Raw genomic sequence first — 24,286 nt, 5'->3', positions numbered from 1 at the left:
TTATAGATATAGACCCATAAACAAATTTTGGGAGATTAAGGATATACTTAGGCTTCCTTTTAAAATTTTAGGTCTGCATAATATCGCCCACTATGCAAAAACAACTCGCACAACATTTATTCGACCATAGCCAACAATTCATTCTAACGTTAGATGATCGAGGTTGCGTTAAATCTATCAACCCATTTGCCTGCGAACTGCTTGGCCAGGTCGAAGCTCAGTTATTGGGTCAAAACTGGGTTGAACGCTATGTGCCGGTTGACGAGCAAACGGCTTTAAAACGCCATCTCCATGAGGTTAAAACCCTGCAACTCACGCATGTCACGTTTCATCATCATGTGATTGACCATGCTGGGCATTTGCACGCGTTTAATTGGCATCACGGATTTTTAAATAACGATCAAAATAACGCATCATTGGTATGCTTAGGTCAGGACGTGACTGAGTTGGAAGACACCCAAAAACGCCTGAGTTATTTAAAAGACTACGATAAACTCACCCAGTTGCCTAAAATGGATTTGTTCAAAGAAATGTTTGAACACGCCATGCACATGGCAAAACGTTACCAACATAAGTTAGCGTTATTTTTTATTGATATCGACAGCCTAAAAATTATTAACGACCGCTATGGCCACCACGTGGGTGACGAGTTAATTCAACACGCGGCGCGTTGCTTAAACAGTTTGACGGAAGAAAACCACACTTTAGCTAGCTTTGGTGGCGATGAATTTGTATTGTTGGTGGAAAAGGCCGATATGCAACAAGTGTTCAAACATTGCGAAGCGATTAATGCCTTGTTTGCGAAACCTTTCGATACTCAAGTTGGGGAAATGATGATGTCTTGCAGCATGGGCATCAGCCTTTACCCAGAAGACGGCATGGATTGTAATACCCTATTGCAACATGCCGATATTGCCAAAAACCGAGCCAAGCAGGACGGTAAAAACCAATTTCATTTTTATCGCACTGGCATGGATGCCGAAATCAGTCAGACCCACATGATGGAGTTGGAGCTCAAAAAAGCGATTTTAAATAGCGAATTTGAACTCTATTTCCAGCCGCAAATAGATAATCATGACAATCACCTGGTGGGTTGTGAGGCTTTAATTCGCTGGAACAATCCGCTATTAGGCTCGGTGTCACCTGCTGAGTTTATTCCGTTTGCTGAAACCTCAAATCTGATCGTGCCGATTGGTGAATGGGTGCTAAATAATGCGATTGAGCAACATTTAAGTTGGCAAGAGCAAGGCTTTAAAATACCGGTCAGTATCAATGTTTCGCCTAAACAATTAGAACACAATAGCTTTATTGAGCAGATTATGAGTTTGCCGGCGCGTTATCCAGCGCTTGACCTGACTCAAATAGAACTCGAGATCACCGAAACTTCAATGGTCAAAAATCCTGAAGCGACGTTTGCCTTGTTAAGAAACATCACCTCACTGGGAATTAAAATTGCGATTGATGATTTTGGTACTGGCTATTCGTCTTTTGCTAGTTTAAAACGCGGCATGTTTAACAAAGTCAAAATAGACCGTTCATTTGTGACCGATTTGCACTTGGAATCGGAAGATGCAGTCATCGTGACCGCCATTATTCGCATGGCCGAAACCTTGGGCTTGAGCATTATTGCCGAAGGCGTTGAGCACCCAGAACAAACTAATATTTTGACCCAATTGGGTTGCCGTCATATTCAAGGCTTTTTATATGGCAAACCTATGCCGGCTCAAAACATGATCGAGCTTATGCAAAATGACTTCCCGCTTGCCAATCGACCGGCTTGAGCGACTTAAATCCACCCAAAACACCCGCTTAACTCGTGACTCTCTACCAAGTTTTCAGTATGATAACGCTTTTATTCATTTAATCCACTGAGTTGCTATGTATTTAGATTCCTTTCACGCTAGCCAAGGTTCAACCATTACCATTACTGCCGAGCAGGGCAGCCAGTTTGCCAAACAGGTTTCAGACGATTTTAATCCTTTACATAACCCCGACTCAAAACGCTTTTGTGTGCCGGGTGATTTACTGTTTGCGTTAGTGTTGGCGCGTTATGGTTTGGCCAAAAAGATGGCGTTTAAATACACTGGCATGGTGGGCAAAGGCGTGGTGCTAAACTTTCCAGAAACCCAGGCCGCCGAATTCTGCATTACGGACACCAACGACAAGCCCTATTTAGAAGTGACGCGCAACGGCGACATCAGTCATAACATGACCTTGATTGAGGCCTTTTCACGCGCTTACGTGGCGTTTTCAGGCCACAGCTTTCCACATATTCTAGTACCATTAATGCAACAAGAAAACGTCATGATTAACCCAGACAAGCCGATGGTGATCTATGAAAGTATGGCGTTTACATTTGACGACCTAAGTGCTGAACATCCCAGTTTAGAACTAACCAACAGTTCATTAAATGTTACTGGTAAACGTGGTTTAGTACGGATGGAGTTTGATATTTGTGAGTCTGGGGTACGTGTAGGATCCGGTTACAAAACCATGGTTTTAAGCGGTTTACGTGAATTCGATCAAGAGCAACTCGACAACCTTATCCAGCTATACGAACAAACCAAAGCGGATTACCGTTTTTAAATTAACCACCAGGCCTGGTGGTTCAATTCTAAGCGCCAGGCCTGGCGCTCTCATCGCATTTTAGCGCGCTTCAATCCTAGCTAAATTATTGACAACACAAGCAGTCATGGTAAGCTTTGGCACTTATAAAACGAATTTATTACTACGCCTTTAAATAGTTAGGAACCCCATGAGTTTAGTTGCGTTTAACCTCCCGATCGTAGCCCTACTTCCTTTTGCCGGGGCCATTTTAGCGGCTTGGTCCTCCAAGCTTAGCCGGGTTGCTTCAGCCTGGGCAGCCGCTGGTATTACGGTACTGGCGATGGCTTTTTTAGCACCGACTTTTAGTGTTCCGTTTAACGGCGAAACTTTGGTGCAGAGCTGGACATGGATGCCGGCCATTGGCTTAGACTTTGCCTTCCGGCTAGATGGTCTTTCGCTGCTGTTTGCGATGCTCATTTTGGTGATTGGCTTATTAATCATTGTGTATGCACGATATTACTTGTCGCCCAATGATTCCATGGGACGTTTTTTTGCTTACCTGCTGATGTTTATGGGTTCAATGCTGGGGATCGTGTTATCCGAAAACATGATTCAACTGGTGGTATTTTGGGAGCTGACCTCGTTAAGTTCTTTCTTATTAATTAGCTATTGGCAACACCGCAAAGATGCACGCCAGGGCGCTCGCATGGCTTTGGCGATCACGGGCGCGGGCGGCTTAGCTTTACTCGGCGGTGTGTTGGTATTAGGTCATATTGTCGGCAGTTACAATTTAACCGATGTACTCGCGGCCGGTGACCTCATTCGAAGCCACGAACTTTATGTACCCGCGCTGGTATTGATTCTGTTAGGTGTATTCACTAAGTCAGCACAATTCCCTTTCCACTTTTGGTTACCTCACGCGATGGCAGCCCCTACGCCGGTTTCGGCCTACTTGCATTCAGCTACCATGGTAAAAGCTGGCATTTTCTTATTGGCACGCTTTTTCCCCGCTTTATCCGGCACGCCTGAATGGATGTGGCTAGTCGGCGGTGCAGGGATGATCACCTTTGTAATTGGTGCTTATACCGCCTTATTTAAGCACGATTTAAAAGGTCTGCTCGCTTACTCAACCATCAGTCATTTAGGCTTAATCACCTTATTATTCGGTTTTGGCACCCATATGGCGGCGGTGGCGGCTATTTTTCATATTATTAATCACGCCACGTTTAAAGCTTCTTTATTTATGGTGGCGGGCATTATTGATCACGAAACCGGTACGCGCGACATGCGCAAGCTCAATGGCTTACTTAAATACATGCCTCACACGGCCGTGTTAGCGATGATCGCCGCCGCCGCGATGGCGGGGGTTCCGTTATTAAACGGTTTCTTGAGTAAAGAAATGTTCTTTGAGCAGGCCATCACCGCCTCACATGCATCGGCTTTGGCTTGGTTTATTCCGATTATTGTGACCATCGCCGCGATTTTTTCGGTGGCTTATTCATTGCGTTTTATTCACGATGTGTTCTTTAATGGCGAACCGATTGATCTACCAAAAACCCCACACGAGCCACCGCGTTTTATGAAAATCCCAGTCGACCTGCTCGTGATCATTTGTTTGGCCGTCGGCATTGTGCCAATGTTCACCGTCGCACCGATCTTAGCGGTTGCGGTGGCCGGTACACTTCAAGCAACTCCGCCGGATTATAGCTTGGCAATTTGGCATGGTTTCAATTTGCCGCTGATGATGAGTTTGCTCGCCCTGACATTAGGGGTAGCGGTTTACTTTGTGCGCGAGCGTTTGTTTGCCTTGCATGAACGCTTTATTGCGCAAATTGATGCGCGTGTTTTATATAACGCGATTCTGTTGTCCACCTTACGTTTTTCGGTACGCTTAACGCGTGGCTTCGACAAAGGTTCACTTCAGCACGCCGCAGTCTGGGTGATTGGCGCAGCTCTTGTTGCGGGCTTGATCGGCTTTATGTCGATGCCTGCAGCCTTGCTGGGCGACCGTGAAGGCTTGCCACTTGATGCCGTGACCCTAACCGCCGCGCTGGCTTTAATCGTTGCAAGCTACTTAACCGTGCGCTGGCATCAACAGCGCTTAACCGCTCTGATTACAATTGGCGTGGTCGGTTTAATTGTATCGCTTGGTTTTGTTAAGTTTTCAGCCCCAGATCTGGCACTTACTCAGTTATCAGTAGAAGTGGTGACGATTGTTTTATTATTGCTGGCGCTTTATTTCCTACCTCAAACCAGCCCTAAAGAAGTTGGTCGCTTGCGTTTAAGTCGTGATGCGGTCATTTCAATTTTGGCCGGGGTCGGCGTGACCTTATTTACCATGGCGGTCTTAAGTCGCGAATACGATCCTATCTCGACTTACTTCCTAGAAAACGCCAAGCCAGGCGGGGGGGGTACCAACGTCGTAAATGTCATTTTAGTGGATTTCCGTGGCATTGATACTCTTGGAGAGATCGTTGTACTGGCACTAGCTGGTTTGGGTATTTTTGCCATGTTAGAAGGAATGAAACTACCCGCCCCCGACAAAGATTCGCATGGCCGCCAGTGGAGCTTAGATAACCACCCAATGATTATGCAGACCTTAACTCGCCTGCTATTACCCTTAATGTTAATGGTGGCGGTGTATATTTTTCTACGCGGTCACAACCTGCCGGGTGGCGGCTTTATAGCCGGCTTGATTGCGGCGGTGGCGTTGATTGTTCAATACCTCGCCAATGGCATTGAATGGACCAGTGATCGATTAAAAGCGGATATGCATTGGGTAATTGGTTTTGGGTTATTAGCCGCGACCGGTACCGGCTTAGTGGCGATTGGTTTAGGCTTCCCATTCTTAACCTCCACCTTTACCTATTTAACCTGGCCGGTGGTCGGCAAGTTTGAAGTGGCGAGCGCCATCGCGTTTGACGTTGGGGTTTTCCTTGTCGTGGTCGGCGCAACGGTGATGAGTTTGGTTCAACTCGGCAAGCTGAGTTATGCCTCTCACCATAATGGTCACAGCCCTCAACAGGAGACAAAACAATGGAATGGTTAATTGCAATTCTTATCGGGGTTATGACCAGCGCGGGTGTGTATTTAACCCTGCGTGCCCGCACCTTTCCGGTCGTATTAGGTTTAACTTTATTGGCCTATGCCGTTAACGTGTTTTTGTTTGCAATGGGACGTTTAACCATTGGCCAACCGGCGGTAATTGATGCCGCCGCGGCTGGTTATGCTGACCCGCTGCCACAAGCTTTAGTGTTAACCGCGATAGTAATTGCGTTTGGTATGACCGCCTTCTTAATTGTATTAGCGCTAAAGGCTCGGGGTGAAATGGGGAATGACCATGTGGATGGTTTACACCTAGCGGATGATGAACGGCTGCCTGAACAAATCAGCAGTCATAACAACCAGGAGGCAAAATCATGATGCAGTTAACCGCCTGGGCTGTTTTATTGCCACTCATCGCCGGTTTTGTTTTGTTATTCGCTCGCATGGGTGGCTTACGTCTGCAACGTTCACTTAACCTACTGGTCGTATTAGGCCTGGTGTTTATGAGCATTGAGATGGTTAAACTCTCACTCACCGGTGTTCATCAGGTTTATTTAGCGGGTAACTGGATCGCACCGTTTGGCATCGTATTTGTACTAGACCAACTGTCGGCCTTAATGGTTTTGATTACCTCCTTGCTGGCTTTAGGTGCACTTTGGTATGCGATTGCAACCAAGTATGACAAGCAAGGTTCACACTTTCATGTGTTATTTCAACTGCAATTATTTGGCTTAAATGGTGCATTTTTAACGGGTGATGTGTTTAACCTGTTTGTGTTCTTTGAAGTTTTACTACTCGCCTCCTATGGTTTGCTTTTGCATGGTGGTGGGCGCTTACGCACCAAGGCGGGTTTACATTATGTGGTGATTAACCTGATTGGCTCAACCTTATTCTTGTTTGCTGTTGGTGCGCTCTACGGTGCGGTCGGCACACTAAATATTGCCGATATGGCCGCCAAAATATCGGTCGCGCCTGCAGAAGACTTAGGCTTGATTGCCGCTGCCGGTTTATTGCTGTTAGTGGTATTTGGCGTTAAGGCTGCGATGTTCCCATTATATTTATGGTTGCCGAATGCCTACGCACAAACCTCGGCACCAGTAGCCGCACTATTTGCGATTATGACCAAGGTTGGAATTTACTCTATTATCCGCGTACATGGCACCATTTTTGGTGAGCAGGCCGGTGATTTAGCCAGTTTCTACACCCCTTGGGTGCTCGGTTTAGGTTTAATCACCTTGTTACTAGCTGCATTCGGAGTAATGGCCGCGCGAGGATTACGCGAACAAGTGGCTTATTTAGTATTAGCTTCGGTAGCAACCCTGTTAATCGGCGTTGGTCTTAACAGCCCACAAGCTCTGGCCGCCACCTTATATTACTTAATTCACTCCACTCTCATCGCAGGTGGCATGTTCTTACTTGCGGATATAATTTCGCGCGGACGCGGAGTGCATGAGGATCGTTTTGAGCCTGCCCCGATTATTCCTAACGCCATCTTAATCGGCAGTGTGTTTATGTTTGGCGCAGTGGCGATGACGGGCATGCCGCCTTTATCGGGCTTTTTTGGTAAGGTTTTGATTTTAGCCGCCGCCCTAGAAAACAGCTGGTTCTTCGCCATACTGGCTGTTGTGCTTGTCGCCAGTCTGTTAATGATTATTGCGATGGCACGAGCAGGTTCGTTACTGTTTTATCGCACCCAACCAGTGGATGTCTTGCCGGGTGAACCACTCAATGTCGCTGCTTTGGGTGCGGTGATTGGTTTATTGGCCATCAGCCCAATCTTAGTCATCTTTGCCAACCCGGTTACAGCTTACACCGAGCTGGTATCGATCCAAGTTTTTGACAACGCGACTTATATTGAAGCGGTCTTATCGACACCGGCGACACAGAGGGTTGAATAATGATTAAGAAACTGTTTCCGCATCCAATCTTAATGTTGGTTCTTTGGGCTACCTGGTTATTGCTTAACAACACCATGTCGGCCGGGCATATTGTTTTAGGCTTTATGTTGGCGACCTTTATTCCATGGCTAACCTCCAGCTTTTGGCCTGAAAAGATTTGCCTTCATAAACCACTTACCTTGCTCAAGTTTATCCTGGTGGTGTTATGGGATATTTTGGTGGCCAACTTTACTGTTGCTAAGCTAATCTTGGGTAAAAATGAGCGCTTACAACCCAGCTTTATCTGTATTGACTTAGATATAACCAGCCCAATTGGTATCAGCTTGTTGGCCAACACCATTTCATTAACACCGGGTACCGTATCTTGTGATTTATCAGCCGACAAGCGTCAGCTATTGGTGCATGGCTTGCATGTTGAAGATATTGAAGCGACCACTCATGAAATCAAACAGCGTTATGAAAAACCACTGATGGAGGTATTTGTATCATGCTAGCCACGGTTTTACCGATTGCATTTGCACTGGTCAGCTTAGCGCTGGTTCTTAGCTTGGTTCGTTTAGTCAAAGGGCCAGATCTTCCTGATCGTATCTTAGCGTTAGACACGCTTTATATTAACGCCATTGCGCTTCTCATTTTGCTCGGGCTCCACTTAGGAAGCGCGCTCTACTTTGAGGCCGCACTGTTAATTGCGGTGATGGGGTTTGTGGGCACAGTGGCTCTAAGCAAATACCTATTACGCGGCGATATCATGGAATAAGGAAGCAATATGTTGGAATGGATTTTAGCTTTGCTGGTATTAATCGGCGCATTTTTTACCCTGGTAGGTTCGGTGGGTTTATACAAACTGCCGGATTTTTTTATGCGTTTACACGGCCCAACAAAAGCCACCACTTTAGGTGTAGGCGCGATTTTATTGGCTTCTGCACTTTATTTTACATTTAAAACAGACCATGCCAGTCTGCATGAAATATTGATCACGCTCTTTCTCTTTATCACCGCACCAGTTAGTGCGCATTTGATGGCCAAGGCAGCCCTGCACATCAAACTCAAACAAGTCGAGCGCACCAAAAACGTTACTGAAGCAGAACGCTTCTAAATACCCTTTCTCGTCACCACCAGGCCTGGTGGTGTCCGACACGTCTGTAAAAAACCCGACAAACTCACCCCTTACTGATAAAATGACGGTTTTTTACACTTAAGCTGAATCCCACCATTATGAGCCAAGCGCAACTGATTTTATTTGATAAACGTAACCAACCTTTAAAAGAATACATTGTTGCCGTAACGGCCTCCGATGGACTGGATATCAAAGGCGTTCAGCTCGTAGCCTCTCCGGCAAAAGGTGAAAAAGCTCTACTATCTGCTGGTCTACGCATTCCGCCCCTAGAACAGTTTGATTACAACACCAAAAAAATTGCGCATACCGCATTAGATCAACTCATCATTGCTGAAGATGAAGTCGTCAGCTGCGAAGAATTTATTCAACGTGCGTCTGAAGATGAAACCGTACGGGCTGCATTAACTCGTTCCATGAATAAAGCTCAGTTGGCGATTGAAGCCTTAATCAGCGAATTCACTCAATCTGAAGTGATTCCACTGATCAAAGAAAACCGTAATGATGCGTTATTCAAGCTTAAACAACATGATAAAGACCTTAAAGGTAAACGTGTATTGTGCTTGGATATAGAAGCCACCGATATTTCGACCAATCCCGAAGCCGATGTCATCCAAATTTCGATCTGCGATTTAGACGGTAAAGAAATCCTAAACCAGCTGATCAACCCAGGTTATGACATTCCTGAAAATGAAAAGCACAACATTTCAACTGAAATGGTGCAAGAAGCGCCGTTGTTCGCACAGTGTTGGGATGAGATTCACAAGGTATTACTTGAAGCTGATATTATCCTGGCCTACAGCACCGAAAGTGACTTTGCCTATTTACAAAACTCGGCGAATAAGAAAATGCTCGAGTTCGAGCTCGACTACAACAAATGGTTAGATGTCGCCGAACTCAGCAAAGAATTGGTCGGTGCGATGCGCTGGCATTCTGAGCGCATGTATTGGTTCTGGAAAACCCCGAAGCTAACAGTCGCTTATGAAAAAGTACTAGGCCAGCCATTTCCGGGTGATGCGCACGATGCGTTAGCGGATGCGCGCGCGACGGCTGAGCTGATGCTAGCTATGTTAAAACTCGGGCGTAACTCACAAATCAATGAGAAAAAACCCTCGCCAACCGAGAAAAAAGCCGTCAGCAATAATTTATTTGCCCAGGCTTTTGCCAACGCAAAACGCAAATAACACAAAGGTTAGTCATGTCGGAACTCAATTTTTTAAGTTTAGAGCACGCCAAAAAAGGTGATCAGTTTGACTGGGCACAACTCAAAACCCATTTAAAATTTGATGCCGATGGTTTAATGCCAGCCATAGCACAGCAACACGATACGGGTGAAGTCTTAATGCTGGCTTATATGAACTTGGCCGCACTCGAAGAAACCTTACAAACCGGACGTGTTTGTTATTGGTCGCGCTCACGCCAAAACTACTGGCGCAAAGGTGAAGCTTCTGGTCAAATCCAAACGCTTAAAGAAGCCCGTTTGGACTGCGATGGCGATACCTTACTATTGTTGGTCGACCAAACTGGACCAGCCTGCCACAGCGGCCGTGCAAACTGTTTTTACAATGCGATTAAAGACGACAAAATTGAAATCTTAACCGACCCAATAATAGACCCGGCTGAACTCTACAAACACCATTCGCACTAAAAAAGCCGTGTAATAACACGGCTTTTTTATTTAGGTCTTGATCGGAATTTGTCGGTGGCCATTTTTCGGGGCTTGACCATCTCTTGGCAAAACCACGGTTAGTACCCCATCTTTCATACTGGCTTCAATCTTATCCAACACCACATCATCCGGCAGGTCTAAGGTGCGTTGAAACTGACCATAACTGCGCTCGATTCGATAATAATGCTGATCCTTATCTTCTTTCTCTAAACGCTTTTCCCCTTGAATAAACAAGGTCTGGCCTTTCAGTTCAAGCTTAATATCCTCTTGCACCAGGCCTGGTGCTTCGAGTGAAACCGTATATTGCTTATCGTCACTTGCCACATTCAAGTTAGGTCGAAAAGCCGCCTGATTATTGGCCGAAAACAGCGAGTTTAAGCGACGAGTCGGCAAACCAAAACCATGAAAGGCCTGATCGAATAACCGATCCATTTCGCGGTGTAACTGCCAAATATCCGACAACCCGGTTTGAGAAGGGTAATCTTTATGTTTAACTGGAATAGCTTGTTGAGAAGCATTTGGCTCTTCATGTTTAAACCAGTTCCAAGGATTGATTTTACTTAGTTCCATATTTCACCCCCATGAAATTAAGTGATTGAATCAAATGGAATAAATCCACCTACACGATATTTTTATTCCTTATTTAATATTTTTCAAGAGGGCAAAATAAAATATTAGACTCACTCATTCGAATCCGTCGGACAGGTTGAGCAACCTAATGAACGTTTATTCACCAAGCGCTGATAAATCAATACCACCAATAAGGTCGCGAATACCGTGAGTAAAATCAACGGCCAAAAAGCCGGAATCATTTCCCAACCCATCGCCAACGTAATCTGACTATGCGCATCCAGTTTTTCAACCAAATGCCAATTCATTAAATGACTATCTAGATAAACCACCAACAACAAAACCGCCACGGCTAACATTACTAAACACATGGTTCTCTCCTATTCATCACCAAGCCTGGTGATTATAGACTTACTGCGTCAAATTGATAAATAATTTAGGTAACTGTTCGGGTAGACGTTCGAGCTTGTCGATAATGGCATAGTGGTTACCAAAAATGTCCGCTACATATTCATCGGCTTTTGGGTCCATGTTAATGCAGTAGGTGTAGATGCCTTGATTGGCCAACTCTGTGACCGCCTGTTTGCTGTCTTGAATCAGCATTTTGGGATCTTTGACATCAATATCCGCAGGCTCGCCATCCGTTAGAATTAGCATGAGTTTTTTATCGGTTTGTTGCGCGGATAAATAATGCGCGGCGTGACGCATCGCTGCGCCCATTCGAGTGGAATAACCCGCTTGCATCGCGGCGATGCGTGATTTAACCGGCTCTGACCAATGTTCGCTATAGCCTTTGATGTGCTGGTATCGCACTTCGTGACGGGTATCTGAACTAAAGCCCGCAATCGCAAACGGATCACCTAATTGCTCAACCGCCCAAGCCAATAAGGCCAAAGCTTCTTGACTGAGTTCAAGTAAGGTTTGATCGGTACCTGCAACACGTTGATTTAAAGATTCAGACATATCCACCAGCAACATGACCGAAATGGAGCGACCATCTGGCGTGTGGCTGGTGTTAATGCGCGGGTCAGGTTGTGAGCCACTTTTGTAGTCGATGAGTGAGCGTATTGCGACATCTAAGTCGAGCTCGTCGCCTTCTTCTTGAAAACGCACGCGCACTTTATTTTGCGGTTTGAGCATTTCAATGACACGCTTAAGCTGTTTGACCAGGCCGGCATGTTTAGCCAGCAAGCTGTCAATTTTGTTGGCGTCACCGGCTGGATGCAATCTTTCATAAACGGTGGTCCACTCAGGCCGATAGGTTTCACTAATGTAATCCCATTCGTCGTAATGACGTGGTGGCAAGCCGCCATCTTGATCAATTTCTCGGTCTTGATCGTCTGGTTTGTATTCATTTTCAACCGTATCATCAGCTTCGTCGCCTTCTTCATGGAACACCCATAAATAGCGGTTGTCATCACGATAGGAAATTTCGGTATCGGTAAAATACAGATTGGGCAAGCTATCCGTTTGTTTACGACTTTTAACAAAATAATGCGTCGCTAGATCGCGCAGGTCTTCTATGCTCGAATTTTCGCCTTTTTGCATCACTTGATTAAACTGTTCGACCATATTTTCAATGAGCGCATCATTAGGCTTAAAGTCCGCATCTAGTAAAGCGCGCGATAAACGAGTTGAACGATAACGCAAGCAGGACTCTTGGCTCTCATCACAACTTCCTTCAACTGGGATCGGGTGCAAAGACAGAAATAACTTTTTTAAACCGGGAAAACGCGCAATGGCTAAGCTATCGACGCGACAATCTTCGAACAGTTCAAGGAACAATTGTACTTGCGGCGCCATGTTGTCACCGATGCTGGGTTTTGACCAGGTGTAATGGGCCATCATATGCATCAGCATGGCGCGATAACGATCTAAACCCGACACGCCATTTAAATCATCGTACATATCCGGCACACGCATGGCATCTTCTTCAATATAGGGAATCGGTTTTTTGATTTGATCAAAGGCAGTCGAAAAACTCACAAACATGCGTTCTTGATTCCATAACGCACTTTGTAACATATCCAACTGGCGTTCGACATCTTTAAACACGACGCCATGACGCTCGCGTTGCATGATGTTTTTAGAATCGGCGGATTGCAGCGCAAAATATTCAGCTTGTTGATCTGGAAAATGTTGGTAATTTCTAATGCCGTAATCCATCCAACGTCTTAATCCATCCAACGTAAGCTTGCCCACTAAAAATGGAACCTTGTCCAACATCGGGATCAGGCCTTTGCTTTCATACATCGACTGGTGGCCATGAATCACGGTTTGAGTGCGATCAATAAAATCATCCAGCATCGCCAGATATTCGTTGAGCTGTTCGACTTGGTCAATACGGCGGTTAAGGGAGGCCAAGCTTTGCAAAAAGGGCACGATGGCTTTACTGTTTGGGCTGCGCGCCAATTTATAGGCATAGTCGGCTACAGCACTCAGCGAAGTTTCACCTAAATGACTAGCAATGCTGGGCATTTCGTCTAGATATATAATGGCCGGCTCCGCGCCACGTCCCATTTTGCAAAGTAGCTGAGCTTTTTCTAGATAGATATTTAAGCCAGCTTCCGACAAACATTCCCGAGCCTGTACGACACATTGGGGGAAAAGTTGCTGAACCTGCTCAAAGCCACAGTTGAGTTGCTTTCGGTAGGTTTCAAGTAATTCTAGCGTCATGTTTTTCACCACAGAGGCACAAACACACGAGGATTAAGTGCGTGACTTCCGCTCTTTGTGTGTTTGAGGTTCAAAAGGAGTTAAGCAAAAACCATATTAATGGCATTATCCAAGGTTTCACGGATATCCGCATCGTCGGTAATCGGGCGAACCAATGCCATACGACAAGCATCTTGCTTTTCAACACCCTGCGCAATCAGCGTGGCCGCATAGACCATCAAACGTGTTGAAATACCTTCGTCCAGACCGTGGCCTTTTAAATTACGTGCGGCTTCACCAATTTGAACCAATTTTTTCGCGACCTCCAACTCCACGCCAGATTCTTTGACCAAAATTTCGGCTTCGACATAAGCCGGGGCATAATCAAAATCTAGCGCGCAGAAACGTTGTTTGGTTGATTGCTTTAAGTCCTTCATCAAGCTCTGATAACCCGGATTGTAAGAGATCACTAATTGAAAATCTGGGTGGGCTTTAACTAGCTCGCCTTTTTTATCTAATGACAATTCACGACGGTGATCGGTTAACGCGTGAATTACCACCATCGTATCTTGACGTGCTTCGACCACTTCATCTAAATAACAAATCGCGCCATGACGTGCGGCCATAGTTAAAGGTCCGTCTACCCAACGTGTGCCGCTCGAGTCTAATAAAAAACGACCAACTAAATCAGACGCTGTAATGTCTTCGTTACATGATACGGTGATTAATGGTTTGCCCAATTTCCAAGCCATGTGTTCAATAAAACGCGATTTACCACAACCGGTTGGACCTTTAACCATCACCGGGAGACGCGCATTATAAGCGGCTTGGTATAACGAAACCTCGTTGTTCTGTGCTTGGTAAAACGGTTCTTTTTCGATGTTATATTGGCGAATATCCATGACCTGACCTCTTAAAATACGATGAAGTTACTTTTATTAAACCACCAGGCCTGGTGCTTTAATAAAAACAACCTATGGTTGATTAACAATGAAATATTGGGATAGGGGATAGCAAAAACCCCTGAATTTAACAGGGGTTTTTAACTAGCTTAAGCGATGCTTATTTATGAACGCCTAACTTTTCTCTCCAACCTGGATAGATTTTGTCAGCATCAGCAGGGAAGGACTCAAACGCACGCGCGAATTCTTTGTGTTCTTTCGCGAATTCGATTGGGTCGGCCCCTTGCTTCCAACACTCATAAGACTGGCGCAATGAAATCGCACCGGCGGCTGGGCTGTCGATGTGGCCATATGAACCACCGCCAGAGGTGTTGATGATGTTGCCGTGACCTAAGTTTTTGAAGAAACCCGGTAGGCGAAGTGCGTTCATACCGCCAGAGATGATTGGCGTGGTTGGCTTCATGCCGTTCCATTTTTGATAGAAGAATGGCCCTTGACACTCATCACGCTCGATCATGTAAGCAATATTTTTGTCTTCGTTGCCACCTTCCATTTTACCGAAGCCCATCGTACCCACGTGGATACCTGACGCCCCTTGTAAACGAGAGATTTTAGATAAAACAAATGCGGTGTAACCACGGTTAGCAGATGGCGATGTGATCGCACCATGACCTGCACGGTGATAATGTAAGTATTGTGAAGGATAATTACGACGAGCGGTTGTAATCATGCCAGGACCACCTACATAGCCGTCAACTAGGAATGCAACGTTTTGTGCAAACTCACCAAAGGCTTCTAGGATGTAGTCCGCGCGGTAAAGCATTTCGTAATGGTCATCTGCGGTGATGTTGGCAGAGAACAACTTGGCTTGACCGGTTTCGTCTTGTGCACGTTTCATCGCATCAACCACTAAAGGCATAACCTTTTTCATTGGTGCGAAAACTTGGTTACCTTGTGGTTCATCATTTTTAATGAAGTCGCCACCTAACCAGAACTGGTAAGCTGCGGCTGCAAAAGGTTCTGGACGTAAGCCTAATTTTGGCTTGATGATCGTACCCGCGATGTAACCACCGTTTTTATAATCACGACCCAAAACACGCCACATGTCAGAAATGTCTTTTGCAGGACCATCAAACAAGTGCAATTTAGTTTCTGGAACCCAAAAATCTACCATCTGTAGGTTTTTAACATCGCCCATACCTTGGTTGTTACCAATCGCCAAAGTTAGGAAAGAAACCAACATGGTTTTGCCATCAGTGCCGTTACGGTCGAACAAATCGAACGGATAAGCAATTTTAATCACGTGATTGGCTTCATCAATCTCATAAACCAATGCGTCTAACGCTTTAGTAAAATCATCGGTAGTACATACTTCTACGTTTGTACCGGTTGATGATTCGGCCGCAATATGCGCCGCCACTTCTAGGTAACCATAACCCGCGACCTGCTGCATGTTATAAGCCACCAAAATATGGTTTTGACCGGCAATTAGGTCTTCTTCTTTCAAACTCAAGTCAGCATAACGATTCGACTGATCCATTTAACTTACCTCAATAATAGACGGTGACCCGTCTTTGACTATTTGTTATCGATAAAAATCAATAACCCCAAAATTAATGAGGCTAGTTTATAGAGTTTTAGGATTTACACAAATCAATATATTACATGATAATGATAGATAATAGACTATGAACAAGTCAGGGAAGGTATTGCTCTATTTTCTTGTTGAGACTTTTAATTTCAATTTTTAACAATTCAATTAATTTTTGCGCCGCGATTGATAGCATTTTCCCTTTTGATGTGACCAAATACCAATGGCGATGAATCGGAAACCCTTCTACATCCAGGATGACAAGCTCCCCTTGTTCAACGTAATTTATCACGGTAGCGAGTGAAGCAACCGCAACGCCCAAGTTTTGCAACACGCCTAAACGAACCAGTTCATTGCCGCCCAAAATCATTTTGATATTAGGATTGAAGTTTTGTTTTTGAAACGCTTTTTCTACTTGTGCACGTTTGCCCGATCCCTTTTCTCGCATCAAGAACGGCACATTTGCCAACTCAGACAGTTTGATTTTCGATTTTTTTGCTAAAGGGTTCGACTTGTGGGCAATAAAAACCAAAGGATTAGGGGCCAATTGGTAGGATTCGATATTCAGAGCATCGGATGGTTCACCTAGAATATAAAAATCGTCTTCATTTTTTTGAATGCGTTCGAGTAGCTGTTCCTTGTTGCCTACATTCATCGCGACTTTCACCTCAGGGTAACGCTCGACAAAATCATAGATCACTTTAGGCACAAAATACTGTGCAGAGGAAACAACCGAAAATTTTACGCGTCCGCCAGAAAAGCCCTTTTGATTTTTAATATGGTCTTCTGAGACCTCAAGCTTCTCAAGAATATCTTTAGCCGCATCATAGAGGGTTTCTCCAGCTTGGGTTAAAAATACTTTGCGCCCAATTAGCTCAAACAAATCAACCTCTAGTGCATCGGCTAATTTTTTAACCTGCATCGAAACTGTTGGTTGGGTTAGGTGTAATTCTTCAGCCGCACGCGTAAAGCTTTTATGCCTCGCGATCGCTTCAAACACTTGAAGCTGCCGTATGGTCGCGTGTCGAATTAATTGATTAGGTTTATCTGCCATAAATTAAGCACCAGGCCTGGTTGTTTAAATTGAGTCTATTAAAACAAAAAAACCCAGGACAAGCCTGGGTTTTCATAACATAAGATTTAGGTGTTAAATCTTATTTTACGATTTGGTTCAATGAACCAGAAGCATAACGTGCTTGCATTTCTTCTAGACCAAGTGCCTTGATCTTAGAACCGTGACCAGCACAGCCAAATGCTTCGAAACGTGCTTTACAGATTTCCATCATCGCATCTTCAGCCGCTTTAAAGAATTTACGCGGATCGAAGTTTGAAGTATTTTCTGCTAAGTGCTTACGAATCGCACCAGTAGATGCCATACGTAGGTCGGTATCGATGTTTACTTTACGCACACCGTACTTGATGCCTTCAACAATCGCTTCAACCGGTACACCGTAAGTTTGACCCATATCACCACCGTAGTTGTTGATGATGGTTAGCCACTCTTCTGGTACAGAAGATGAACCGTGCATTACAAGGTGAGTGGTTGGGATACGCTCATGGATCTTTTTGATCTGATCAATTTTTAATACATCGTCAGATGGCTTAGAAGTAAACTTGTAAGCACCGTGAGATGTACCAACCGCTACCGCTAAACAGTCTACGTTAGTGTCTTTTACAAACTGAGCCGCTTCTTCTGGATCAGTCAACAAAGCTGAATGATCTAGTTTTTCGTCAGAACCGTGGCCGTCTTCTTCGCCCATCATGCCCGTTTCTAGTGAACCTAAACAACCTAGTTCACCTTCAACTGAAACACCACCAGCGTGTGCGATTTTAACCACTTCAGCCGTGATACCCGCATTGTATTCATAAGATGCTGGGGTTTTCATGTCCGACATCAAAGAACCGTCCATCATCACCGAAGTGAAACCAGACTGGATCGCGCGTAAACATACGCCTACGTCTGAGCCGTGATCCTGGTGCATAACAACCGGTACGTTCGGGAACATTTCTACCGCACCTTGTACAAGGTGACGCAACATAGGTTCACCAGCATATTTACGCGCACCAGCTGAACCCTGAAGGATAACCGGTGAGTCAACAGCGGCTGCAGCGCGCATGATGGCACGAACCTGTTCCATGTTGTTTACGTTAAACGCTGGCATACCGAATTGGTGTTCTGCTGCGTAGTCCATTAATTCACGAAGTGTAATCATCGCCATCTGCGAAACTCCTCTATTGGTTTCAAAAAAATTCTTGCGCCACTAAGCGCCTATTCTATTAGTTTCATAACCTGCCAACCTTGGTTGATAGCCGGTTATTTTCCCTTAAGATTCAAGGGACTTTTACGATCTCTAAACGATTAGTTCCGCCCATAGTGCCGCGTTGTTCGCCACGAGTCAAGATAACTAAATCACCTTCCTGCACAATGCCGAACTTTTTAAGCTGCATCAGTACATTTTGCTGAATTTCATCATCATTTAAGCCACTGTAATCAACCATTGATGGATAGACACCACGGTACATACAAACTTTACGACGCGTACCAACGTGTGGTGTTAGCGCAAAAATTGGAATACCCGAGCTAATACGAGACATCAACAAGGGCGTATTGCCTGATTCGGTTAACGCGGCGATACACTTAACATTGAAGTGATTAGCCGCATACATGGTGGCCATCGCAATGGTTTCATCAACTGCACTGAAATAGTCTTCAACACGGTGTGTAGAATGGCGAGTAGAGCGCGACTTTTCCGCTTCATGACAGATACGACCCATCGTCTCAATAACCTGAGCCGGGAAACGACCCGTCGCTGTTTCGCCAGATAGCATTACCGCATCCGAACCATCCATAACCGCATTGGCTACGTCAAATACTTCGGCGCGAGTCGGAATCGCATTATCAATCATGGTTTCCATCATCTGAGTCGCTGTGATGGTGACACGATTCAACTGACGTGAACGTTTAATAATTTTCTTTTGCAAAGCAGGTAGTTGCGCGTCACCTACTTCCACACCTAAGTCACCACGCGCAATCATCACCACGTCAGAGGCTAAGATAATGCCATCTAATGTTTCATCATCCGCGACCGCTTCGGCACGTTCAATTTTAGATACGATACTGCAATTCAAACCGGCCTGGCTTGCAAGTGTACGACAATATTCGACATCTTCGGCTGAGCGTGGAAATGACAAAGCTAAATAATCTGCGTCAATTTTGGCCGCGGTTAAGATATCTTCCTTATCTTTTTCCGTTAATGCACTGGCTGATAAACCACCACCCATTAAGTTAATGCCTTTGTTGTTAGACAAGGTTCCACCAACAGTAACGGTACACTCTACACGTTCGCCAACCACTTGATTGACTTGCATGACAATACGCCCATCATCCAACAACAATAAATCACCGGCTTTAACGTCATAAGGCAGGTTTTTATAGGTCAAACCGACTTCCTGCTGGTTACCTTCTTCGGTACCAACTGCGTTATCGAGTGCAAATTGATCGCCGTCTTTAACTTCGATTGGGCCGTTTTTAAACTTAGCAATTCGAATTTTTGGGCCTTGTAAATCAACCAAAACCGCGACTTCACGGTTAAGTTTAGCTGCCGCTTCACGAATCCAGTTAGCGCGATCAATATGATCTTCCGCCGCACCGTGCGACATGTTAATACGCACAACATCCACACCCGCTTTAATAATGCGTTCAATTTCGCCTGGACGATCCGTTGCTGGACCTAGCGTAGCAACAATTTTAGTTCTTCTCATTGAGGTGACCATTAAATTACTTTTCCTTTCTTAAAAGGGCTTATGCTCAGTAAGATGGCTCGCAAAATAAACTGTTACCCCTAAGCGGGGAATAGACACATCCGGCCTAAACAGCAATTCACTTCCCGAGACACCCTGTTACTTCCATAAGCCAATACTTTATTAAATTGAAAGCACCAGCCCTGGGATCACCAGGCCTGGTACTTTATAAACACGCTTACTTAGCGGCGCGTTTTTCCAACATATCAACCGCCGGTAGCTTTTTGCCTTCCAAGAACTCTAGGAATGCGCCACCACCTGTTGAAATATAAGATACTTGATCTTCAATACCATATTTATCAATCGCGGCTAAGGTGTCACCACCGCCTGCAATTGAAAAGGCTTTTGATTCAGCAATCGCTTTAGAGATGGTTTTTGTACCTTCTCCAAACTGATCAAACTCAAATACACCAACTGGACCGTTCCAAACAACCGTTCCAGCATTTTTGATGATCTCAGCTAGCTCAGCCGCTGTTTTCGGACCAATATCGAAAATCATGTCGTCATCGGCTACGTCAGAAACAGATTTCGTTTCTGCTGCCGCATTTTCAGCAAACTCTTTGCCAGTTACAACATCTTTTGCTAAAGGGATTGAAGCTCCACGACCATTCATGATGTCATTTAGCTTGTTAGCGGTAGGCACTAAATCGTCTTCACAAAGAGATTTACCTACATTATGGCCTGCAGCCTTAATGAAGGTATTGGCGATACCACCACCTACAACCAACTGATCCACAACGGTAGACAAAGACTCTAAAACGGTTAACTTAGTTGATACTTTAGAACCACCAACAATTGCAACTAAAGGACGTGCTGGCTCTTTCAGAGCCTTTGTTAAAGCATCCAATTCTTCAGTTAGCAACAAGCCAGCACAAGCAACAGGTGCATAAACGCCAGCGCCGTGAGTCGAACCTTGTGCACGGTGTGCCGTACCGAAAGCATCCATCACATATACATCACATAAAGCCGCATATTTCTTTGATAGCTCTTCGGTATTCTTTTTCTCACCTACGTTAAAACGTACGTTTTCAAGGAGAACCAATTCACCTTCTGCTACATCAAAGCCGCCATCTAAGTAGTCTTTAATTAAGCGAACTTCCTTGCCTAGCTTAGCTGATAAATCAGCCGCTACGGGTGCCAAAGAGTTTTCTTCAGAGAAGACGCCTTCTTCCGGACGACCAAGGTGTGACATAACCATCACCTTAGCGCCGGCTTTCATAGCCGCTTCAAATGTTTTCATAGACGCTCGAATACGTGCATCAGAGGTAACTTTGCCGCCTTTAACAGGAACGTTAAGGTCCGCACGAATTAATACGCGCTTGCCTTTAAGATCCAAGTCAGCCATACGAATAAAAGACATAGCTTTCCCCTTACTTACCAACGTGTTGAACAACACGCATCATGTTGCAAGTATAGCCATACTCGTTATCGTACCAAGCCACTACTTTTACGAAAGTACCGTCTAGTGCAATACCCGCACCCGCATCAAAAATTGATGGGTGGCTATTACCACGGAAGTCGGTAGAAACTACAGACTCATCGGTATAACCTAAAACGCCTTTCATTTCACCTTCTGAGGCTTTTTTCATCGCTGAACAAATTTGCTCGTATGTTGCATCTTTGTTTAGTTCAACGGTTAGGTCAACCACTGATACGTCAGAAGTTGGTACACGGAAAGCCATACCAGTCAATTTACCGTTTAGCGCTGGCAATACTTTGCCTACTGCTTTAGCCGCACCCGTTGAAGATGGGATGATGTTTTCTAAAATACCACGACCACCGCGCCAATCTTTTTGTGATGGACCGTCAACGGTTTTCTGAGTAGCCGTTGCTGCGTGAACAGTCGTCATCAAACCACGCTTGATGCCAAAGTTGTCATTTAATACCTTAGCAACAGGTGCTAAACCGTTTGTTGTACAAGACGCTGCAGAAACAATCGCTTGTCCAGCATATTCATTGTGGTTAACGCCATAAACAAACATCGGAGTGTGGTCTTTTGAAGGTGCAGATTGAACTACTTTCTTCGCGCCTGCTTGGATGTGTGCCTGGCAAGATTCTTCAGTTAAGAAGAAACCTGTACATTCGATAACCAAATCAACGCCCGCTTCATCCCACTTCAAGTTAGCCGGATCACGCTCAGCTGTTAAGCGGATTTTTTTACCGTTAACAATCATGTTATTGCCTTCTACTGAAACGTCACCATTGAAGTTGCCGTGTACAGAGTCGTACTTCAACATATAGGCTAAATATTCTGGGTCTAACAAATCGTTAATCGCGACGATTTCGATACCTGGAAAATCTTTAGCCGCGGCACGGAATGCCATACGACCGATACGGCCGAAACCATTGATACCAACTTTAATTGACATAGCTTTCTCCTAATTGATGAGGTGTTTAAAACCGGGTTTCAAACACAACAAACTCGCCAGAAACTGACGAGTTAAACTTTAAAAATAAAACTTTATTACCCGATTAATGCTTCGGCTTTCGATACAACGTTTTCAACGGTGAAACCAAATTCTTTAAATAGTTCACCGGCTGGCGCTGACTCACCGAAGGTGTCGATACCGACAACATCACCTTCTAGGCCAACATATTTACGCCAGAAATCCGTTACACCCGCCTCTACTGCCAAGCGTTTTACACCTGGAATCAAGACCGAATCCTTGTAAGCTTGGTCTTGCATATCAAACATATCTGGGCAAGGCATAGATACAACACGTACTTTCTTGCCTTTTGCTGTGATCGCATCAGCGGCTTTTACTGCCAGCTCAACTTCAGAACCCGTTGCGATGATAATCAAATCAGCATCGCAAGCGCCTGAGCACTGGCAATCTTTCAAGACATAACCGCCTTTTTCAATCATTTTAACTTGCTCTGGGGTACGCTCCATTGGCGTTAGGTTTTGACGAGAGAAGACTAACGCTGTTGGCGCATTGCCACGCATCATGGCTACTTTCCAAGATACGGCTGATTCGATCGCATCACAACCACGCCAGGTTTGGAAGTTAGGAATCATGCGCATGGTCGCAATTTGCTCAACTGGCTGATGTGTTGGGCCATCTTCACCTAGACCGATTGAGTCGTGAGTGTAAACATAGATAGTACCGATCTTCATCAAAGCCGACATACGTAATGCGTTACGCATGAATTCCATAAACATTAAGAAAGTCGCACCATAAACTTTGAAGCCACCATGCAGAACCATACCGTTCATCATGTGTGCCATACCAAATTCACGTACACCCCAAGACAGGTAGTTACCGTTTGGTGTGTTTTTGTTCACTTTAACCGTGCCTGACCAGTTGGTTAGGTTTGAACCGGTTAAATCCGCTGAACCACCAAACATTTCTGGTAGCAATGGACCCATCGCTTCAATCGCATTTTGTGACGCTTTACGTGAAGCGATATTTGGCATATCTGCTTGCGTCTTAGCAATAAACTTATCCATTTCAACTTCAAAGTTAGCTGGTAATTCACCCGCCATACGACGCTTGAACTCTTTCGCTAAATCAGGATAGTTTTTCGCATAATCTTCAAATAATGCATTCCATTCAGCTTCTTCATCCGCGCCTTTCTTAGTGTGATCCCAGCCATCATAGATTTCTTGTGGGATAACGAATGGCTCGTGCTTCCAGCCTAAGTTTTCACGCGTTAATGCGATTTCTTGATCACCCAGTGGTGCACCGTGGCAGTCGTGCGTACCGCATAGGTTTGGCGAACCAAAACCGATGGTGGTTTTAGTACAAATTAAAGTCGGCTTGTCTTGAATAGACTTGGCTTCGTGGATTGCCGCATCAATTGCATCGGCATTGTGACCATCTACACCACGAATAACGTGCCAGCCATAAGACTCGAAACGACCCGCCACATCTTGCTCCATCCACTCGTCAATGTGTCCGTCGATTGAGATATTATTGTCATCCCAGAAAGCGACTAATTTGCCAAGACCTAGAGCTCCGGCCATCGCGCAAGATTCGTGAGACAAGCCCTCCATCAAACAGCCATCGCCCATAAAGGCATAAGTGTGGTGATCTACAATTGCATGGCCCGGACGGTTAAACTGCGCCGCTAAAGTACGCTCTGCAATGGCCATACCAACCGCATTGGTAATGCCCTGACCTAGTGGCCCAGTCGTAGTTTCAATACCATCGGCATAACCATACTCTGGGTGACCAGCCGTTTTAGAATGTAGCTGACGGAATTGCTTGATATCTTCCATACCCAAGTCGAAACCGGTCAAATGTAGTAGAGAGTAGATCAGCATTGAGCCATGACCATTTGATAACACAAAACGGTCACGATCTGCCCAGTTTGAATTTTTTGGGTTGTACTTCATGTGGCCATTCCACAGTACTTCAGCTATATCAGCCATGCCCATAGGCGCGCCTGGGTGACCTGACTTGGCTTTTTGTACGGCATCCATACTTAACGCACGAATCGCGTTAGCTAAATCTCTACGAGTTGGCATATCAACTTCCTCAATTTTGAAAA

The 24,286-nt window shown here is 45.1% G+C and carries 21 protein-coding genes; 10 read left to right on the top strand and 11 right to left on the bottom strand.

Translation table 11 applies throughout. The features are described from left to right. The first annotated feature begins 92 nt into the window (after positions 1–92). The 10 genes from N746_RS0101840 to hisI all read left to right on the top strand — a co-directional run bounded on the left by N746_RS0101840 (position 93) and on the right by hisI (position 10,252). Entirely contained in the window at positions 93–1,781 is a 1,689-nt protein-coding gene (locus N746_RS0101840; RefSeq protein ID WP_051678451.1) for a sensor domain-containing protein, read from the top strand. A 97-nt stretch (positions 1,782–1,878) separates the two neighbouring features. Further along, a complete protein-coding gene (locus N746_RS0101835; RefSeq protein ID WP_029933663.1) occupies positions 1,879–2,586 on the top strand; it encodes a DUF3581 domain-containing protein in 708 nt (235 codons plus the stop codon). Positions 2,587–2,755: 169 nt separating this feature from the next. Then, positions 2,756–5,596 (top strand): monovalent cation/H+ antiporter subunit A, encoded by a 2,841-nt coding sequence (locus N746_RS0101830; protein ID WP_029933662.1) that lies wholly within the window; start codon positions 2,756–2,758, stop codon positions 5,594–5,596. After that, on the top strand, positions 5,584–5,970 hold the full coding sequence (locus N746_RS0101825) for a Na+/H+ antiporter subunit C (protein WP_029933661.1): 387 nt from the start codon (positions 5,584–5,586) through the stop codon (positions 5,968–5,970). The genes N746_RS0101830 and N746_RS0101825 overlap by 13 nt, the downstream gene beginning before the upstream one ends. Beyond that, entirely contained in the window at positions 5,967–7,490 is a 1,524-nt protein-coding gene (locus N746_RS0101820; protein ID WP_029933660.1) for a monovalent cation/H+ antiporter subunit D, read from the top strand. Before N746_RS0101825 ends, N746_RS0101820 begins: the two co-directional genes overlap by 4 nt. Next, entirely contained in the window at positions 7,490–7,984 is a 495-nt protein-coding gene (locus N746_RS0101815; RefSeq protein ID WP_029933659.1) for a Na+/H+ antiporter subunit E, read from the top strand. The genes N746_RS0101820 and N746_RS0101815 overlap by 1 nt, the downstream gene beginning before the upstream one ends. Next, positions 7,978–8,247, top strand: coding sequence for a K+/H+ antiporter subunit F (locus tag N746_RS0101810; RefSeq protein WP_029933658.1), 270 nt, complete (start codon positions 7,978–7,980; stop codon positions 8,245–8,247). The genes N746_RS0101815 and N746_RS0101810 overlap by 7 nt, the downstream gene beginning before the upstream one ends. 9 nt (positions 8,248–8,256) lie before the next feature. Then, positions 8,257–8,586, top strand: a complete 330-nt coding sequence (locus N746_RS0101805; RefSeq protein WP_029933657.1) for a Na+/H+ antiporter subunit G — start codon at positions 8,257–8,259, stop codon at positions 8,584–8,586. Between the two features lie 119 nt (positions 8,587–8,705). After that, on the top strand, positions 8,706–9,788 hold the full coding sequence (locus tag N746_RS0101800; RefSeq protein ID WP_029933656.1) for a 3'-5' exonuclease: 1,083 nt from the start codon (positions 8,706–8,708) through the stop codon (positions 9,786–9,788). 14 nt (positions 9,789–9,802) lie between these two features. After that, positions 9,803–10,252, top strand: coding sequence for a phosphoribosyl-AMP cyclohydrolase (gene hisI / locus N746_RS0101795; protein WP_029933655.1), 450 nt, complete (start codon positions 9,803–9,805; stop codon positions 10,250–10,252). Between the two features lie 30 nt (positions 10,253–10,282). On the opposite strand, the gene N746_RS0101790 is transcribed toward hisI, so the two are convergent. From N746_RS0101790 to tkt, 11 genes are all read right to left on the bottom strand, one after another. Beyond that, on the bottom strand, positions 10,283–10,843 hold the full coding sequence (locus tag N746_RS0101790) for an Hsp20/alpha crystallin family protein (protein ID WP_029933654.1): 561 nt from the start codon (positions 10,841–10,843) through the stop codon (positions 10,283–10,285). 110 nt (positions 10,844–10,953) lie between these two features. Continuing rightward, positions 10,954–11,214, bottom strand: coding sequence for a hypothetical protein (locus N746_RS0101785; protein WP_029933653.1), 261 nt, complete (start codon positions 11,212–11,214; stop codon positions 10,954–10,956). A 40-nt stretch (positions 11,215–11,254) separates the two neighbouring features. After that, the gene (locus tag N746_RS0101780) at positions 11,255–13,519 is read right to left on the bottom strand and encodes a nitric oxide reductase activation protein NorD (protein WP_029933652.1); all 2,265 of its coding nucleotides are present in this window, start codon (positions 13,517–13,519) and stop codon (positions 11,255–11,257) included. An 80-nt stretch (positions 13,520–13,599) separates the two neighbouring features. Next, positions 13,600–14,400: a CbbQ/NirQ/NorQ/GpvN family protein gene (locus N746_RS0101775; RefSeq protein WP_029933651.1), complete on the bottom strand. Its 801-nt coding sequence runs from the start codon at positions 14,398–14,400 to the stop codon at positions 13,600–13,602. A 160-nt stretch (positions 14,401–14,560) separates the two neighbouring features. Beyond that, positions 14,561–15,940, bottom strand: a complete 1,380-nt coding sequence (locus tag N746_RS0101770; RefSeq protein ID WP_029933650.1) for a ribulose-bisphosphate carboxylase — start codon at positions 15,938–15,940, stop codon at positions 14,561–14,563. A 157-nt stretch (positions 15,941–16,097) separates the two neighbouring features. Further along, complete coding sequence (locus N746_RS0101765) at positions 16,098–17,045, bottom strand: LysR substrate-binding domain-containing protein (protein WP_029933649.1); 948 nt, start codon at positions 17,043–17,045, stop codon at positions 16,098–16,100. A 100-nt stretch (positions 17,046–17,145) separates the two neighbouring features. After that, the gene (fba, locus tag N746_RS0101760) at positions 17,146–18,210 is read right to left on the bottom strand and encodes a class II fructose-bisphosphate aldolase (protein WP_029933648.1); all 1,065 of its coding nucleotides are present in this window, start codon (positions 18,208–18,210) and stop codon (positions 17,146–17,148) included. 112 nt (positions 18,211–18,322) lie between these two features. Then, complete coding sequence (gene pyk / locus N746_RS0101755) at positions 18,323–19,765, bottom strand: pyruvate kinase (protein WP_038125830.1); 1,443 nt, start codon at positions 19,763–19,765, stop codon at positions 18,323–18,325. A gap of 205 nt (positions 19,766–19,970) precedes the next feature. Then, on the bottom strand, positions 19,971–21,152 hold the full coding sequence (locus N746_RS0101750) for a phosphoglycerate kinase (protein WP_029933646.1): 1,182 nt from the start codon (positions 21,150–21,152) through the stop codon (positions 19,971–19,973). A gap of 10 nt (positions 21,153–21,162) precedes the next feature. Next, positions 21,163–22,161, bottom strand: a complete 999-nt coding sequence (gene gap, locus N746_RS0101745) for a type I glyceraldehyde-3-phosphate dehydrogenase (RefSeq protein WP_029933645.1) — start codon at positions 22,159–22,161, stop codon at positions 21,163–21,165. A gap of 95 nt (positions 22,162–22,256) precedes the next feature. After that, a complete protein-coding gene (tkt, locus tag N746_RS0101740; protein WP_029933644.1) occupies positions 22,257–24,263 on the bottom strand; it encodes a transketolase in 2,007 nt (668 codons plus the stop codon). Positions 24,264–24,286 lie beyond the last annotated feature (23 nt).

It is taken from the genome of Thiomicrospira pelophila DSM 1534 (assembly GCF_000711195.1).
GTDB lineage: Bacteria > Pseudomonadota > Gammaproteobacteria > Thiomicrospirales > Thiomicrospiraceae > Thiomicrospira > Thiomicrospira pelophila.
This window is presented reverse-complemented; position numbering and strand designations above follow the sequence as displayed.

Bases quoted from the DNA above. Each gene is read 5' to 3' on its own strand.
- N746_RS0101840 (WP_051678451.1), top strand. From the start codon at position 93: ATGCAAAAACAACTCGCACAACATTTATTCGACCATAGCCAACAATTC.
- N746_RS0101835 (WP_029933663.1), top strand. From the start codon at position 1,879: ATGTATTTAGATTCCTTTCACGCTAGCCAAGGTTCAACCATTACCATT.
- N746_RS0101830 (WP_029933662.1), top strand. From the start codon at position 2,756: ATGAGTTTAGTTGCGTTTAACCTCCCGATCGTAGCCCTACTTCCTTTT.
- N746_RS0101825 (WP_029933661.1), top strand. From the start codon at position 5,584: ATGGAATGGTTAATTGCAATTCTTATCGGGGTTATGACCAGCGCGGGT.
- N746_RS0101820 (WP_029933660.1), top strand. From the start codon at position 5,967: ATGATGCAGTTAACCGCCTGGGCTGTTTTATTGCCACTCATCGCCGGT.
- N746_RS0101815 (WP_029933659.1), top strand. From the start codon at position 7,490: ATGATTAAGAAACTGTTTCCGCATCCAATCTTAATGTTGGTTCTTTGG.
- N746_RS0101810 (WP_029933658.1), top strand. From the start codon at position 7,978: ATGCTAGCCACGGTTTTACCGATTGCATTTGCACTGGTCAGCTTAGCG.
- N746_RS0101805 (WP_029933657.1), top strand. From the start codon at position 8,257: ATGTTGGAATGGATTTTAGCTTTGCTGGTATTAATCGGCGCATTTTTT.
- N746_RS0101800 (WP_029933656.1), top strand. From the start codon at position 8,706: ATGAGCCAAGCGCAACTGATTTTATTTGATAAACGTAACCAACCTTTA.
- hisI (WP_029933655.1), top strand. From the start codon at position 9,803: ATGTCGGAACTCAATTTTTTAAGTTTAGAGCACGCCAAAAAAGGTGAT.
- N746_RS0101790 (WP_029933654.1), bottom strand. From the start codon at position 10,843: ATGGAACTAAGTAAAATCAATCCTTGGAACTGGTTTAAACATGAAGAG.
- N746_RS0101785 (WP_029933653.1), bottom strand. From the start codon at position 11,214: ATGTGTTTAGTAATGTTAGCCGTGGCGGTTTTGTTGTTGGTGGTTTAT.
- N746_RS0101780 (WP_029933652.1), bottom strand. From the start codon at position 13,519: ATGACGCTAGAATTACTTGAAACCTACCGAAAGCAACTCAACTGTGGC.
- N746_RS0101775 (WP_029933651.1), bottom strand. From the start codon at position 14,400: ATGGATATTCGCCAATATAACATCGAAAAAGAACCGTTTTACCAAGCA.
- N746_RS0101770 (WP_029933650.1), bottom strand. From the start codon at position 15,940: ATGGATCAGTCGAATCGTTATGCTGACTTGAGTTTGAAAGAAGAAGAC.
- N746_RS0101765 (WP_029933649.1), bottom strand. From the start codon at position 17,045: ATGGCAGATAAACCTAATCAATTAATTCGACACGCGACCATACGGCAG.
- fba (WP_029933648.1), bottom strand. From the start codon at position 18,210: ATGGCGATGATTACACTTCGTGAATTAATGGACTACGCAGCAGAACAC.
- pyk (WP_038125830.1), bottom strand. From the start codon at position 19,765: ATGGTCACCTCAATGAGAAGAACTAAAATTGTTGCTACGCTAGGTCCA.
- N746_RS0101750 (WP_029933646.1), bottom strand. From the start codon at position 21,152: ATGTCTTTTATTCGTATGGCTGACTTGGATCTTAAAGGCAAGCGCGTA.
- gap (WP_029933645.1), bottom strand. From the start codon at position 22,161: ATGTCAATTAAAGTTGGTATCAATGGTTTCGGCCGTATCGGTCGTATG.
- tkt (WP_029933644.1), bottom strand. From the start codon at position 24,263: ATGCCAACTCGTAGAGATTTAGCTAACGCGATTCGTGCGTTAAGTATG.